Raw genomic sequence first — 16,248 nt, 5'->3', positions numbered from 1 at the left:
AATATGGACAGCCATTCACATCTATCAAATCTAATTCTACTGGTGAGTCGGACACAGTATATGTTTGTCCGTCTACCACCCACAAATAAGAATCACCCTCACAGATTGTAACATCATCTTCTATATCTGGCGTCACAGGATAAGCTGTTACTGTTAATACCGTTTTATACGGACAACCATTAGTATCTGTTCTTGGAATATCATGTGATCCGACAGCATATTCAATACCTTCATAGTTAAACGTCTCGCCTTCGCACACTTCTCCTGAAGCTGCGTCATCTGGTGTCACAGGGTAAGCTGTTACTGTTAATACCGTTTTATACGGACAACCATTAGTATCTGTTCTTGGAATATCATAAACTCCAACTTCGTATTCAACACCTTCATATGTATACTTATCATCTTCACAAACTTCTCCTGAAGCTGCGTCATCTAGTGTGACTGGATAAGCTGTTACTGTTAATACCGTTTTGTATGGACAACCATTAGTATCTGTTCTTGGAATATCATGTGATCCGACAGCATACTCAATACCTTCATAATTAAACGTCTCACCTTCACAAACTTCTCCCGAAGCCGCATCATCTGGTGTGACTGGATAAGCTGTTACTGTTAATACTGTTTTGTACGGACAACCATTAGTATCTGTTCTTGGAATATCATGTGACCCTACAGCATACTCAATACCTTCGTAGTTAAACGTCTCGCCTTCACAAACTTCTCCTGAAGCCGCATCATCTGGTGTGACAGGATAAGCTGTTACTGTTAATACTGTTTTGTACGGACAACCATTAGTATCTATCTTGGCAATATCATGTGATCCTACAGCATATTCAATACCTTCATAATTAAACGTCTCGCCTTCACAAACTTCTCCTGAAGCTGCGTCATCTGGTGTGACTGGATAAGCTGTTACTGTTAATACCGTTTTGTACGGACAACCATTAGTATCTGTTCTTGGAATATCATGTGATCCGACAGCATACTCAATACCTTCATAATTAAACGTCTCTCCTTCACAAACTTCTCCTGAAGCTACGTCATCTGGTGTGACTGGATAAGCTGTTACTGTTAATACCGTTTTATATGGACAACCATTAGTATCTGTTCTTGGAATATCATGTGACCCTACAGCATACTCAATACCTTCGTAATTAAACGTTTCACCTTCACACACTTCTCCTGAAGCTGCGTCATCTGGTGTGACTGGATAAGCTGTTACTGTTAATACCGTTTTATATGGACAACCATTAGTATCTGTTCTTGGAATATCATGTGATCCGACAGCATACTCAATACCTTCGTAATTAAACGTCTCTCCTTCACAAACTTCTCCTGAAGCCGCATCATCTGGTGTGATTGGATATTCAGAAATGGTCAAAGTCGCAGTATATGGACAGCCATTAGCATCAATTAAATTCAATTCTACGGGAGAGTCCGCAATAGAATAACTATTACCATCAATAGACCATAAATAAGAATCTTCAGAACAAACTGTAGCGGTATCTAGTATGTCATCAGTTCCTGGCGGAGGACTAACACCTGCAACATTTTGAGTGCATTGTGTTGGATTTATTGGGTCTTCACAACCATTTGTAGATGGAATAACTGGAGATATGTCAATATTGTAGTCAGTACCTTGATTGTAAGTTAACGTAAACGAACCCGAAATTGCTCCTCCTCCTAAATTACCTAGACATACATCGCTAGAAATTGAAATCGCATTTGAATCAATCGCTGTGTATTGACCATTCGCTCCATTAATCGGTACAGTTACAGAATACGTTCCATTTTCTGCACATGAAACAACAGGGGCTTCAACACCTAGTGAGCAAATAACCACATCGCTATCGCCACAACCAAACCTCGCCTTAAAATTATTTATGGCTAAATCTCCATCTGCATCTTGATCCCATACTGCAAGATACATATTTGCAGGTTCAAGAAAATCTTCTCCTTCGATAGGTATTGAATTCCACGTGCTAGAGCTTTCGACACCACAAGCTATTCGCTTAAGGTCTCCACAATCTCCACTTAACTCCTGTCCATTGGGAGCAGGGCTTGTTCCCGCCTGATGAACGTTTGAAGAGTATAAAGCCCAAGCTATGGTGTCTCCTGAATTATCATTTATTTGAATTTCAAAACTACCAGCGAATGCCCTCACATCAAAGTTTAACCATATTATAGGCTGTCCATTGGTTGGGTTATCCGGAAACACTGTAGTTTGCGTACTAAGATCAAAACAAGGAATCCCTGAGATGTCTATTTCGAATTGAGTAGCATCATAAATTGAGTTATTGTAAGGCATTATCTGTGATTGCGTTTCCGCCGAACTACCACATCTGATGATACCATTTGGGAAAGCAGCATTAGGAGCATCATCGATTGAACCATCTGGGAGCCATGTAGAACCTTGAGTCCAACGCTGTGCACCTTCACAGGGTGTGTCTGCCTGAGCAAAAGACATCTGAAACCCTAATAAAAACGCTATCATTAGCGCTATTTTTTTTAATCTTAAATAATTGCTTGAATTAATAACATACAAATTCATAATGTAATTGGTTTAATTAATTAAACCATAACACTATAGACACTACACGTGTAGACATTGGGTTGATGAGAGCTATTAACCAACCGCAATTAAAATGCTATTATATTATACTAGTATTCTCAACAAAACTAGTGATGTGGGAGTTTGATTAAATATAGAAGTATTATTTTTTAATGCTATAATTAAATCGTTGAAATACAATCTTTTGATGAGGAAAGGTATTTGAATTGCAAAACACATTCACTATACGAGTTATAATTTTATTTTCGGCTCTAATGAATTTTTGAATACTTTTACTTTTCAATTTAAGTTTAAGATTTATGCAAATTTCTTCTCTTGAAACTGAGCGTGTTAGATTAACGCCTCTTACATTGAATAACTATCATAATTTAATTGATATTGCTCAAGAAAAAGACCTTATCTACTATTCTCCAAGTGATATTTCTTCTCCAGAAAAATTGAAAAACTATGTCAATGTTGCCTTAGATGGTTATCAACGTAAAGCAACCATACCGTTTATCATTTTTGACAAAGACAAACAGCAATATGCTGGAAGTACACGGTTTGGTTTGATTAATTGGAAAAACAAAGTTTTGCATATTGGTTGGACATGGATTGGACATGAGTTTCAAGGCACTGGATTAAACCTGCACATGAAATTTTTAATGCTTCAGTATGCGTTTGAGAGGTTAGCTTTTGAAAAAGTAGAATTCAGAATTGATGAACGCAATCAAAAGTCAAGAAAGGCTGTTGAAAAAATAGGTGCCAGACTTGAAGGCATCTTACGAAAAGATACTATTATGAATGATGGGTTTAGACGAAGCACTTGTTGCTATGGAATTTTAAAAGAAGAATGGAAAACTATTAGATCTGAAGTTTTTAGAACACTATAGACTATAGTTCTTCTTTTAACCAATTAGATTTCTTCTTTTCTAAAAAACCTCTCTCAAGAACATTCGTAACAGTTTCTAAAGCCTTCTCGATATGTTTTAGAGCATTTTTCAAATCATTTATTTCTGCATAATAATCTGCTTTAGCCGCATAGTATAAATATGCTCGTTGCTCTAAATCTTTAGGATTGAGTTGTTCAAAATATGTATTAGCTTTTTTATAGTTTCCGTTTTGAATGCAAATAACAGCTAAGGTAAGTAGATGTGATGGCATAGGTTGTAATTGATAAAGCGCTTCATACCATTGTGAAATTTTGTCCCAATTAGTAGCTTCAAAAGTTTTGGCTCGGAAATGTTCTGCCGCAATCGCTGCTTCATAATGATAACTTGAAAACTCATCAGTTTCTACTGCTTTATTCATCATAGTATTCCCTAATTCTATTAATGGCAAGTGCCATAAACTTCTATCTTGATTTTTCAGATCTAACAGCTGGTTTTCAGAATTAATCTTAGCATCCAATCGAGATGAATGAAAACACATTAATGCAAATAGTGCATAAACCTTCGGAAAACGCATTGTTTTTTGTTTCAGTAATAACTGACATAAGCGCATTGCTTCACCACACAGATCAGTGCGTATTAATTGTTCTTTTGTATTAGAATGAAACCCTTCATTAAAAACAAGATATAGAACTTCCATAACACTCTCTAAGCGATCGTAAAGCATTTTCCCTTGAGGAATGTTGAATTTTAAATCTGCTTTTTGTATTGATTTACGCGCTCTAGAAAGGCGTTTTTTTATCGTATTTTCTTTAGTTAATAATGCTGAGGCAATTTCTTTGGTACTAAAACCTGATACCGTTTTTAAGGCAAAAGAGATACGATCACGAGCATCTAACTTTGGGTGACATGCTGTGAAGATCATTCGAAGTTGTGCATCTTCAATCTCGTTATCTAAAAACAGGTCATTAATAGCAATTGCATGTGTGCCTTGAGTAAGATTTGGAAGAAGATTTCTTTCGGTCTTGAGCTTTCTAAAAATATCTATAACTCTATGTTTAGCAGACTGGGTTAACCAAGCTTCAGGATTTTTGGGTTGTTTTAATCGCCAACTAAGACTCGCTTTTAAGAATGTATCTTGAACCGCATCTTCAATAAGATCAAGATGTTTGAGTCCAAAAATACGTGTTAAAACAGAGACCATCTTTCCACTATGATGGCGAAACAGATGATCTATGTTTTTTGACTCCATTAACGATCAAATACCATTACTTCACGTATCTCAACTGTTCCTCCTAAATCATAGTCAGGAAAATCTCGAGCTATTTCTTGAACAGCATCAAAGTCTTTGGCCTCTACTGTGTAGTAACCACCAACGATTTCTTTAACTTCTGCAGATGTTACATCTGTGACCGTTCTGTTTTCTCCTGTAATTCTTCTTATTTGGGAAGTTAGTGCCTCACCTCCTCGCAATATTCCTGCTTGCTCCATTTTGTTTCCCCAAGCAAACCATTTTCCCATTCGGTTTTGAAGTTCTTCAGGAGATAGTCCTAAATCGGCATAATCAGCGCCAATAAAAATCATCATAAAATTTTTCATAATCTTAAAAATTAAATTGTTTATATATGTAAGACGTATTCAATTAATAAAAAGGGACAACTTTTATAAAAATAATCAATATAGAGTATTGAGCAAGTTTGGAAAAGTGATTCTTTTATTTTCATGTTACTTTTGAAATATTAAGATTAGATAAATGAGTTCGAAAAAAACAAACCTAGCATTTTATGAAGAGCGATTAAATATCATCATAGAATATATACAAGCCAATTTAGATCGAAAAATTGATATTAAAACTCTAGCGGAAATTTCACATTTTTCTCCATTTCATTTTCATCGCATTAGTAGAGCTTTATTGGGAGAGCCTATTGGCGCATATATTTCAAGAATGCGTGTGGAGACTGCGGCAAAGCTCCTTTGCTTTTCGAAATCTTCTATTGAAGAGATTGCATATACAGTAGGTTTTGAGTCTCCTTCATCTTTATCAAAAAAATTTAAATCGCACTTTGGTGTATCTCCCTCTACATATAGAACAACAAAAAATCATACAATCAAAAAAACGACACTTATGACACGAGAATTGAACATTAAAAAACCGAAAATTTTAAACTTAGAAGACAAAAACTGCTTGTATTACAGAATGCAAGGAGCTTATCAAACATTAGATTATGCTGGTGCCTGGGAAAAACTTTGGGCGCAAATAAAAGCACAAAAACTATTTACAAAAGGAATTCAAATGTTTGGTTTGCCATATGATGACCCAAATGTTACTCCAGCCGATAAACTACGATATGATGCTTGTTTAATTATTCATAAAAATGCTGAGGCAGTTGGTGATATTGGTGTAAAAACACTTAAAGGCGGAAAGTTTGCTGTCTTTTTATATCAAGGCAGTTATAAATATTTTGCTGATGTATATAATTATATGTTTGAAGAATGGCTCATTAATACAGATTACGAACTTCGGGATGAACCTGTTAGAGAACGCTATATAAGTCATCCTGACCGTGTAGCTGAAAACAAATTAAAAACAGAATTTTACATTCCCATAAAATAGATAATACTTAAATGCCCAAGCACTAATCATGCTTGGGCATTTAACAATACATCTAAAATAGATTAACTGGTTTTTTGTAATGTTTTATTTTTTTCTTTTAAAATAGCTAATTGCTTTTCTACAAATGTAATTGCTTGTTCTGTCTTGTAACTTGTTTTAGAAGCAAAATCTCCAAATTTTTGTTTGAATTTTTCCTTACCTGAAGATGCTGCTTTAGACACATCCTCTTTAACTTCTGAAAAATCTTTAACTATTTGATCTTTTATATCCTTACCTTCTTTTTTAAGTTTAGCTCTTGTAGTGCTTCCCTTTTCTGGTGCTAATAACACTCCTGCAGCGGCTCCTATTAATACACCTAATACTATGGCTCCTTTATGAATCATCCTGTTTATATTTTTATGATTAAACGTTGTTTTATTTATACGTCTTAAAATTTGCGATTTTGTTACAAACGAATTCAAAATCAATGATTTAAATTCCTTTTTAATCATTACGCTTATACGTTCTAATTTCTATTGAAACAACACTATCATTTTCGATTAAATGACGTTTTATCCATTGCGCATCATTATTAAACTAAATATATTTATATAGTAGGTTAGGTTAATGGATGCAAATTAATCATAAAAGCTTTAGCCAGAACTATGCAGTCAAATTTGCAACAATAGCTTTTACAGGAAGAATTTCTTTGGTATGTTCAATACTAGGCCCAGCCACCCAAACAGTTTTGTATGTTGCTTTTTTTGCTGCATTTTCGGTTGCTTTCATTCCAATTGAAAATCGCACCATTTTAACCCATTTTTTGAGTTTTCTGTTTTTATTGAGAAGGTTCTCAATCCATGTAGCTTTGGTGCCAATTTTTTGAACATATGGCGTGTTGATTACTGTACATGGAGTTCCAGAAATGCGTTCGGTCATAATAATATCTTCAGCACCATAATCGACGCAGGCCTGTTTATACTCATGAGTGACTCCTGCCTCTTCTGAGGCAATAAATGGGCTACCAACAGAAACGCCTTCAGCACCATAGCTCAACATTTTATCAATATCTGCTTTACATCCAACACCACCTGCAGAAATAACAGGAATAGATAAGTTCTCATTTAGTTGCTTGATTAATTCTTCAGGAGATAAATTTCCACGATGACCACCTGCCTCATTATTAACAGCTATAGCAGCATCTGCACCTAAGCCTTCAACTTTTTTAGCAAAACGCAAATCGGTAACATCACAAAATACTTTTATTCCAACAGCATGTGCTTGATTAATGGTTTCTTCAGGACTACCAAGAGATGTTATAATAAAGTCACAACCCTCTTCACATAGCACTTCTAATTGTCCTTTATATTTGATATTTGATTTGTTGACAATTAAATTAAACCCAAATGAACCTCCTTCTACTTTATTTGCTTTTAATTCCCTAATCGCAGCTCTTAACTCATCTAAAGTTCTATAGTTTAACGCAGGAATACATCCAGCAATACCACTTTTCATAGCTTCAGTAACCATAGCTACATTAGACACTAAAAACATTGGTGCCTGTATGATTGGATATTTAATTTTTAGAAGTTGAGTGAGTCTAGTTTCCATATATTGAGTATTATGAAAGACAAATATAATAAAATATTATGCACGCATAACACTTTGTTAGTCTAAGAACCTATAATAACCACATTTTAAATAGGCACCTTCAGAAAATCCAATGGGATGATCACTATCATGCTGCGTTTTTTGTATGATAGAAAAGGGACGTCTTGTAGACTTTAAAGTCTGTTCATTACCATCATAAAAAACAGTAGCTGTAACTCTAGACGAACAAGATGCCAAAACCAGCAAACCTTCTCTAGCTGTTAATTGTTCGCCTAATCGTGCGAGTTGAGCATATTTTTTCTTTGCCAATTGAATTTCTGATTGTTGCTTAGCAAAACTTGGAGGATCAATAACCACAACATCGTAAGTTTTACCTTCTAAAATGAGTTGCTCCAAAATTTTAAAAGCATCTCCAGCTAGTGTATAATGCTTTCCAGAATACACATTTAGTTTTCCATTTTGTTTTGCAATCTCAAGAGCTTGCGCACTAATATCCAAGCTTGTGACTTCCTTCGCTCCATTAGCCAAAGCATGTACTGAAAATCCACCAGCATATGAAAACACATCCAAAACAGTTTTCCCTTTACTCAACAAACCTACTTGCTTTCTGTTTTCTCTATGATCTAAAAAATAGCCTGTTTTATGACCTTTAATCACATTAGCCGAAAAATTAATACCGTGTTCTTTAAATTCAATGACTTCATTATCTAGTGTTCCGTAAATAACGTCGCCATCTTTTAATTGATGAGCCTCAGAATTTTGCAAACCACGACTCAATCGCAGTACAACTGTATCACAGCTTGACGTTTCAATTAAACTTTCTAAGATGGTTTTAAGGTAAGGCAACCAAATTTCAGAATAAAGCTTAACCACTAAAATAGAATCATATACATCAGCAATGAGCGATGGAAAACCATCATTTTCACCAAAAATTAACCGATAACTTGTCGTATTAGTTTTTAATAGTGTTAATCGTTTTTTATAAGCATGTTGAATTTTCCGAAGAAAAAAAGTATCATCAATTGTTACTGATTTACTATCGTTATAAATCATTTTAATACGTATAGGTGACTTAGCATCATAAAGTCCAATCCCTATCATCCCATTGTTTCGCTTTCCGAAGATAATTGCTAAATCGCCAGTTTTCGCATCGGTATTGATTTTAGTAATACTATCAGAAAACACCCAAGGATGCCCTTGTTGCACATAGTTTTCGCCTTTTGTAGTGAGTTTAACCGCTAAACGATTGTGTTTACTATTTGATTCTAAATGGTTTAAATCTAACATGTATTGCTATTGAAATGAAGTTGGAAAATACAAAAACACAATTAATATCTTGAAATCTTCACAACAATACTATAACTTTAAAACATTATTAGTCTAACTTAATCAACCAATCATGAAAAAAAAATTACTATTCGCGTTACTGTTTTTATTTAGCATACCCGTTTTATTGGCCCAAGGTATTTTTGATAGTAGTATCCATACTGCTGTCAACTTTGGTAGTGTAAATTCTCCAGGCGGAGAAGCGGTACAAAATGTTATTGATCAAAACTCCAATACTAAATTCTTAGATTTTAATGCTTTTGATGGTATTGGATTTGATATAGACTTATTAGGAGACTCCAAAATAGCAGTAGCGATAGAATTCGTTACAGCAAATGATGCTCCTGAAAGAGATCCTACAGATTATGAAGTATTTGGTTCCAACGATGGAACAAGTTACACAAGTATTGCCACTGGTAATATACCATGTATCTCAGATCGATTTTTTCCAAGAACATTCTCATTTACTAATACCACAGGATATACATATTACAGAGTAAATTTTACTGGAACTTGTGCTGCTAGTAGCATAAATCAAATAGCCGATGTGCAACTTTATGAAACTATTGGTACAGCACCAGTTATTACCTGTCCTAGCGATATTAATGTAAACAATGACGCTGGTTTATGTGGAGCAATTGTAAATTACAGTCTTTCTGCTAACGATAATGAAGATGGCGCTTTAACTCCTACAATTACTTCTGGATTAGCATCTGGTGAAACCTTTCCAGTTGGAATCACCCAAGTTTTCGCTAGTGTTACAGATAGCGATAATAATACCGTAAGCTGTAGTTTTATAGTAACAGTAACCGATACAGAATTACCAGTTGCAAATTGTCCAAGTGATATTACTCAAACCGCTGCTAATTTTGGCGACACCAGTGCAGTTGTAAACTTTAGTCTAAGTCCAACCGATAATTGTGATCTTATTAATCCGCTAACCGGATTTACACCATTGGCAAATATCAATAACAAAGCTTATTATTTATCAGACGCCACGTTCACTCCTCAAGATGCCTTCGCCGATGCTTTGGTACAAGGTGGTTTTGTGGGTACGATAAGAAATAGTTCAGATAATGATTTACTGGTTAATGCTATTAGTACAATTGGAGCTGCAGGAAATGTATTAATTGGCTTCAATGATTTAACAACAGAAGGTGATTTTGTATGGCAAAGTGGAGATTCGGCGACATTTAACAATTGGAATGGCGGTGAACCAAATAATGCAGGGAACGAAGATTATGTTGTTGTACAGTCTAATGGTGGTTGGAATGATGTTACTAATGGTAATACTTTTAGGTATCTTTTAGAAATTGATTATATGCCTTTACAAACAGCCGGTTTACCTAGCGGAAGTGATTTTCCAATAGGTACAACTACAAATACATTTGATGTTATAGATATTTCAGGTAACTCTGTTTCATGCTCTTTTGATATCACAGTTGACGAAAACCTAAGTGTTGATGATAATATATTTAATAGAAATATACTTATATATCCTAATCCAACAAACGCTGTTATCACTTTACAAGCAAATACATCAACATCTATAGATGATGTAAGGATAATAGATTTAAATGGAAGAATTCTACACGTATTTACCAATATTGAATTCGTAGAATCAGAAAAACAATTTGACGTCTCTCAATTATCTGCAGGCCTTTATTTCATGTCTGTGAGAAGTGAAGATGGTCGATCTGTATTAAAACAATTTATAAAACAATAATAATAGTTATATATCTAATAAAAAAACGCAATCAAATTCATGATTGCGTTTTTTTAATGTTAAGATATTTGTCTTATTTCACTTCTTCGAAGTCAACATCTTCCACATCATTTCCTTCTGTTTGTCCATTCTGACTTGCATCTGGTCCTGGTGCTTCTGCTCCACCTTGCTGTGCTTCGGCTTGTGCTTTGTACATTTCTTCAGAAGCTACTTTCCAAGCTTCATTAATTTTCTCTAAAGCTGGTTCTATAACAGCAACATCTTTAGTTTCATAAGCTTTCTTTAATTCTTCAAGCGCTTCCTCGATTGGCTTTTTCTTATCATCAGATAATTTATCACCAAATTCTTTAAGTTGATTTTCTGTTTGGAAAATCATAGCATCTGCTTGATTTAATTTATCAGCCGTTTCTTTCGCTTTAGCATCTGCATCTGCATTAGCTTCAGCCTCCTGCTTCATTTTAGTAATTTCTTCTTCTGTTAATCCTGAAGAGGCTTCAATTCTGATATCTTGTTTTTTACCAGTTGCTTTATCTTCAGCAGATACTTTAATGATACCATTAGCATCAATATCAAAAATCACTTCAATCTGAGGCACTCCTCTTTGTGCTGGTGGAATTCCATCTAAATGGAAACGACCAATTGTTTTATTGTCTGCTGCCATTGGACGTTCACCTTGCAATACGTGAATTTCTACAGATGGCTGATTATCTGCTGCTGTTGAGAATACTTGCGATTTCTTAGTAGGAATTGTTGTATTAGCTTCGATCAACTTGGTCATTACATTACCCATAGTTTCAATGCCAAGAGATAATGGAGTTACGTCTAATAGAAGAACGTCTTTTACATCTCCTGTTAATACACCACCTTGAATTCCTGCTCCTAGAGATACAACTTCATCTGGGTTTACACCTTTGCTTGGTGTTTTTCCAAAGAATTTTTCAACAGCTGCTTGAACTGCTGGAATACGTGTTGAACCACCTACTAATATAACTTCGTCAATATCACTCTTAGATAAACCTGCAGCTTTTAATGCCGATTCACATGGTTCAATTGTACGTTTTACTAAATCATCTATTAATTGTTCAAACTTTGAACGTGTCAATGTGCGAACTAAGTGTTTTGGTCCACTTGCCGTAGCAGTAACATATGGTAAATTAATTTCTGTTTGAGCTGAAGACGATAATTCAATCTTCGCTTTTTCAGAAGCTTCTTTTAAACGTTGTAATGCCATTGGATCTTTACGTAAGTCAATACCTTCTTCAGTATTAAACTCTTCAGCCAACCAGTTAATGATTTTCTCATCAACATCGTCACCACCTAAATGTGTATCTCCATCGGTAGATAATACTTCAAATACTCCATCTCCTAATTCTAAGATAGATACATCATGCGTTCCTCCACCAAAATCAAACACTACGATTTTTTGATCTATTCCTTTTTTGTCTAAACCATAAGCCAAAGCTGCTGCAGTAGGTTCGTTGATAATTCTACGAACTTTTAAACCTGCGATCTCTCCTGCTTCTTTAGTTGCTTGACGTTGAGAATCATTAAAGTAAGCTGGTACTGTAATTACGGCTTCACTTACTGATGTTCCTAAGTAATCTTCGGCAGTTTTCTTCATTTTTTGAAGTACCATAGCCGATAATTCTTGAGGTGTATATAAACGACCGTCAATATCAACTCTTGGTGTATCATTGTCTCCTTTTACTACCTTATAAGGTACACGTTCTGCTTCTTTTTTAGATTCAGAATATTTATTACCCATAAAACGTTTAATAGAATAAACTGTTTTTGTTGGGTTAGTTACCGCTTGTCTTTTCGCTGGATCACCAACTTTAATTTCACCACCTTCTACAAAGGCAATAACAGAAGGTGTTGTTCTTTTACCTTCAGCGTTTGGGATAACCACTGGCTCATTACCTTCCATCACCGAAACGCAAGAGTTTGTAGTTCCTAAATCGATTCCAATAATCTTACTCATAATTTTATATTTTGTGTTTTTATTTCCTTTGATTCGGAAATGTTATGTCATTTTAAATTCGTTATCTATATGACAATGATTATGCCATGACAAAAAATATGACATGATGTCACAACTCTGTAAATGGAAATTCAGTAAAAAAGTATATCTTTAAATTGACATAATTATATACCAACCCTAAGCCTATGATTGATTATTACGATGTTAATTTCAATTTCATGTGTTCTCTATCTCCCTTATCTAAGAAAACTTATGATAAACTATATGCTATTGCCGAATTAAAAGAATTCAAATCAGGCTCTAAACTCGTAGAGATTGGCGAGGTGAGTAAAAAACTCTATCTTATAAATAAAGGTGTATTACGTTCTTATCTTATTATGGAAAATGGTAAGGAATTAACCAAATCATTATTTACACCAATAGAATTTTTTGCTTCGTTTACTTCTATGCTCACAAATAAACCTTCTGAGTTTATTTATGAAACACTTACAGACTGTCATATTTATGAGATCAATTATAAAGCGTTTATCTCTTTATGTGATACTAATGCTGAAGTATTAAAATTCTATACACGTTATCTAGAGTTTCTATTTATGGCTGGCGAAGGTATTTTTATTGAAATTTCATCAATGAATGCGAAAGAGCGTTATCTAAAATTAAAAGAATTAATTCCTAATATCGATCAACTTATTCCGCAATATCAAATCGCCTCTTATCTTAACATTACACCTGTTCAATTAAGTCGTATTCGATCAAAACTTTATTAACGTATATGTCTTAATAAGAATTATATTTGCCAGACTAAATTGATATAAAACATGGAATGTATTTCTGTTTTTGATATGCTTAAAATTGGAGTTGGCCCATCCAGCTCTCATACATTGGGACCATGGCGTGCTGCCGAACGTTGGATCAATGAGCTTAAAACCACAAAGAAGTTTGATAAAGTAGACAAAGTAACTGTTGATCTTTATGGTTCTCTTTCGCTAACAGGAAAAGGGCACGCAACAGATTATGCTGTGCTCCTAGGTTTAAGTGGTACCGATCCTGAACGCATTCCTGTTGAAACGATTGATGCTACTATTGCCACTATTAAAAACACCAATACATTAGTTTTTAATAATGAAAAACCAATTGATTTTGATATCAAAACCGATATTGTTTTTAACAGAAAGTTTTTACCATTTCATGCAAACGCGTTGACTTTTACAGCTACTATTAATGGTAGAAATTATAAATCTACCTTCTACTCCATAGGTGGTGGATTTGTTGTTAAAGAAGAGCGTACAAACCACAAGAAGAATTTTGAAATCAAATGCTCATTTCCTTATCCCATAGAAAAAGGCACAGAACTTTTAAAGTTTTGCAAGGATTTAAATAAGTCAATCTCTCAAGTCGTTTTAGAAAATGAAAAATCTATTCATTCTGAAGCCCATATCAACGCTGAGCTTAAGAGAATTTGGGACACTATGTTAGAATGCATGTATACAGGTTGTCATACAGAAGGTAATCTTCCTGGCGGACTCAATGTAAGACGTCGTGCTTATGATATGCATCAAAGTTTAAAAGGTGAAACCGCATATTCAAATCCTGTAGAATGGCTTTATGCTATACGAAACACCGAAGTAAAATTTAGACAAATCCTCAAATGGGTGAGCTGTTTTGCGCTTGCAGTAAATGAAGTCAATGCGTCTTTAGGTCGTGTGGTTACAGCACCAACCAATGGAAGTGCTGGAGTTATTCCAGCAGTATTAATGTATTACCTTGTGATTGAGAATCACGATGGTAATTTTGATGATATCAAACGATTTTTATTAGTTGCTGGCGAAATAGGAAGCATCTTTAAAAAAGGGGCAACCATTAGTGCTGCAATGGGTGGATGTCAAGCAGAAATTGGTGTATCTTCTGCAATGGCAGCAGGTGCGCTTTGTGAACTTTCGGGAGGAACACCTGAACAAGTTTTAGTTGCTGCCGAAATTGCTATGGAACATCATTTGGGACTTACTTGTGATCCTATTGGCGGATTGGTTCAAATCCCTTGTATTGAGCGTAATGCAATGGGAGCTATAAAAGCCATCAACGCTTGCGAATTGGCTTTAGATACAGATCCAAACAATGTTAAAGTGCCTTTGGACAAAGTAGTAAATACGATGTGGGAAACAGCTAAAGACATGAATACAAAGTACAAGGAAACCTCTGAAGGTGGTTTAGCTATTGGAGTAAATATGGCAGATTGCTAAATTCAAGCATTTAATATTAGATTAATCTAGCTAACATAGACATAACTATTTTTTCATACCACAAACTCCTTTTTTACATTTTATTAAATTTTAGTTTAGTTTCGGGTTAAGTCATATGCAGATATTTATACCTATTAAATACATGCAAAATGAAACATCTAAAGCCTTTACTACTTTTACCAATATTATTAATTTTTGTACTCCTCATCGAAGGAAAAAAACAAAAGCTTGAGACTGGAGACATCGCATTTTCCTCATTTCATTCAAAACATAATGACAGCTTTTCTATATTCACTTTAGAAGACATCCCAGCACATACTAAGATATATTTTACAGATTCTGAATGGAATGGTAATCGCTTTGGAATTGATGAGGGTAATCTCGTTTGGAATTCTGGATCCCAATCAATTTTATCGCATACAGAAATTGAATTTTCAGATATAAATAACACGCCAAAAACCAATATAGGTCTTGTACATGGAAGTTTAAATCTAAATCATAAAGAAGATGCCATTTTTGCGTACTCTGGGGAAAGCATAAAACAACCAACAGTTTTTATTGCTGCGGTATCTAACCATGCAAAAAGCTATGGAACTTTAATAAATACAAATTTAAAAGAAGGGCAAACCGCCATTACATATCCAAAAAATACATTCTCTGCAATCTATATAGGTGATCTAAAAGATGTTGAGAAAGTAGATGTATTAAAATCACTCAATGATTTTGATAACTACAAATTGAATCAGTTTAGTGACGGATTAGCAAAAAAATAAGACAAAAAAACTATTAGTCTTGCTTACAATCTCGTCTTCGCGTATCTATCAGGTAAATAATTTTCCATGTCCCTTCTTGCTTGAATAATTGGAATGAATTGACGCCACAATGACTAAAGTTTTTATCAAACCAAAAGTTATAAGGTGTCCACGCATGAGCCATATCACCATCTACTTGAATATTAAAACCTAGAAGTTCTTCCTTAAATGTTTTTTCTTTGGGAATAGATACAATTGAATTTAAAAACTTTTTAAATTCAGACGTGTTTAAAACAGCTTTACCTTCTCTGTTTTTTCCAATAGATTGCATTTTTATATCCTTGCCAACTGTTTCTAAAATGATTGTACTGTCCTGTTTATGAAAGCCTTCAAAAAAACGTTCGATAGTCGCTTTTACATTATCACTTTCTGAAGATTGAGAAAATGAAAATGACGTAATCATGATAGCAATAAAAAAGATATAATTTTTCATGTGTTTAAAATTTCAGTTAAATTATAAAATTAATAGTTTTTAGACGCTAGAATAAATAAAGTTTAACAAAACTCTGTATTTTTAC

Annotated in this window: 14 protein-coding genes; 6 read left to right on the top strand and 8 right to left on the bottom strand. The window is 34.4% G+C overall.

Features of this window, described 5'->3' with window-relative positions:
* Positions 1-2,494, bottom strand: a 2,494-nt coding sequence (locus Q0783_RS17605) for a hypothetical protein (RefSeq protein WP_298897351.1), incomplete at its 3' end; no start/stop codon positions are given.
* Between the two features lie 377 nt (positions 2,495-2,871).
* On the opposite strand from Q0783_RS17605, the gene Q0783_RS17600 reads away from it, so the two are divergent.
* Positions 2,872-3,444, top strand: coding sequence for a GNAT family protein (locus Q0783_RS17600; RefSeq protein WP_298897349.1), 573 nt, complete (start codon positions 2,872-2,874; stop codon positions 3,442-3,444).
* Between the two features lies 1 nt (position 3,445).
* On the opposite strand, the gene Q0783_RS17595 is transcribed toward Q0783_RS17600, so the two are convergent.
* Both Q0783_RS17595 and Q0783_RS17590 read right to left on the bottom strand, forming a co-directional pair.
* A complete protein-coding gene (locus Q0783_RS17595; protein WP_298897347.1) occupies positions 3,446-4,693 on the bottom strand; it encodes a sigma-70 family RNA polymerase sigma factor in 1,248 nt (415 codons plus the stop codon).
* A complete protein-coding gene (locus Q0783_RS17590; protein WP_298897345.1) occupies positions 4,693-5,040 on the bottom strand; it encodes a YciI family protein in 348 nt (115 codons plus the stop codon). Before Q0783_RS17590 ends, Q0783_RS17595 begins: the two co-directional genes overlap by 1 nt.
* A gap of 154 nt (positions 5,041-5,194) precedes the next feature.
* Between Q0783_RS17590 and Q0783_RS17585 the strand changes: the two genes are divergently transcribed.
* Entirely contained in the window at positions 5,195-6,055 is an 861-nt protein-coding gene (locus Q0783_RS17585; protein ID WP_298897342.1) for a GyrI-like domain-containing protein, read from the top strand.
* Positions 6,056-6,117: 62 nt separating this feature from the next.
* Here the strand turns inward: Q0783_RS17585 and Q0783_RS17580 are convergent, their stop codons facing one another.
* The 3 genes from Q0783_RS17580 to Q0783_RS17570 all read right to left on the bottom strand — a co-directional run bounded on the left by Q0783_RS17580 (position 6,118) and on the right by Q0783_RS17570 (position 8,932).
* Entirely contained in the window at positions 6,118-6,438 is a 321-nt protein-coding gene (locus Q0783_RS17580) for a YtxH domain-containing protein (protein WP_298897340.1), read from the bottom strand.
* A 259-nt stretch (positions 6,439-6,697) separates the two neighbouring features.
* The gene (locus tag Q0783_RS17575) at positions 6,698-7,645 is read right to left on the bottom strand and encodes a nitronate monooxygenase (protein WP_298897338.1); all 948 of its coding nucleotides are present in this window, start codon (positions 7,643-7,645) and stop codon (positions 6,698-6,700) included.
* A 57-nt stretch (positions 7,646-7,702) separates the two neighbouring features.
* The gene (locus Q0783_RS17570; RefSeq protein WP_298897336.1) at positions 7,703-8,932 is read right to left on the bottom strand and encodes a class I SAM-dependent rRNA methyltransferase; all 1,230 of its coding nucleotides are present in this window, start codon (positions 8,930-8,932) and stop codon (positions 7,703-7,705) included.
* A gap of 112 nt (positions 8,933-9,044) precedes the next feature.
* Between Q0783_RS17570 and Q0783_RS17565 the strand changes: the two genes are divergently transcribed.
* Entirely contained in the window at positions 9,045-10,697 is a 1,653-nt protein-coding gene (locus Q0783_RS17565) for an HYR domain-containing protein (protein ID WP_298897334.1), read from the top strand.
* A gap of 73 nt (positions 10,698-10,770) precedes the next feature.
* On the opposite strand, the gene dnaK is transcribed toward Q0783_RS17565, so the two are convergent.
* Positions 10,771-12,678 carry a molecular chaperone DnaK gene (gene dnaK, locus Q0783_RS17560; RefSeq protein WP_298897332.1) on the bottom strand — a complete coding sequence of 636 codons (1,908 nt, stop codon included), beginning with the start codon at positions 12,676-12,678 and terminating at the stop codon, positions 10,771-10,773.
* 185 nt (positions 12,679-12,863) lie between these two features.
* On the opposite strand from dnaK, the gene Q0783_RS17555 reads away from it, so the two are divergent.
* The 3 genes from Q0783_RS17555 (at position 12,864) to Q0783_RS17545 (ending at position 15,691) form a co-directional block, all read left to right on the top strand.
* The gene (locus tag Q0783_RS17555; protein ID WP_298897330.1) at positions 12,864-13,445 is read left to right on the top strand and encodes a Crp/Fnr family transcriptional regulator; all 582 of its coding nucleotides are present in this window, start codon (positions 12,864-12,866) and stop codon (positions 13,443-13,445) included.
* A gap of 51 nt (positions 13,446-13,496) precedes the next feature.
* Positions 13,497-14,918: an L-serine ammonia-lyase gene (locus Q0783_RS17550; RefSeq protein ID WP_298897328.1), complete on the top strand. Its 1,422-nt coding sequence runs from the start codon at positions 13,497-13,499 to the stop codon at positions 14,916-14,918.
* Positions 14,919-15,067: 149 nt separating this feature from the next.
* Entirely contained in the window at positions 15,068-15,691 is a 624-nt protein-coding gene (locus Q0783_RS17545; protein WP_298897326.1) for a hypothetical protein, read from the top strand.
* Positions 15,692-15,704: 13 nt separating this feature from the next.
* Here Q0783_RS17545 and Q0783_RS17540 read toward each other — a convergent pair whose 3' ends face one another.
* On the bottom strand, positions 15,705-16,163 hold the full coding sequence (locus Q0783_RS17540; protein ID WP_298897324.1) for a nuclear transport factor 2 family protein: 459 nt from the start codon (positions 16,161-16,163) through the stop codon (positions 15,705-15,707).
* Positions 16,164-16,248 lie beyond the last annotated feature (85 nt).

Origin of the sequence: uncultured Psychroserpens sp., assembly GCF_947500255.1 — a bacterium.
Classification (GTDB): Bacteria; Bacteroidota; Bacteroidia; order Flavobacteriales; family Flavobacteriaceae; genus Psychroserpens.
The sequence above is the reverse complement of the archived record's forward strand: the minus strand, read 5'-3'. Positions and strand labels throughout refer to the sequence as shown.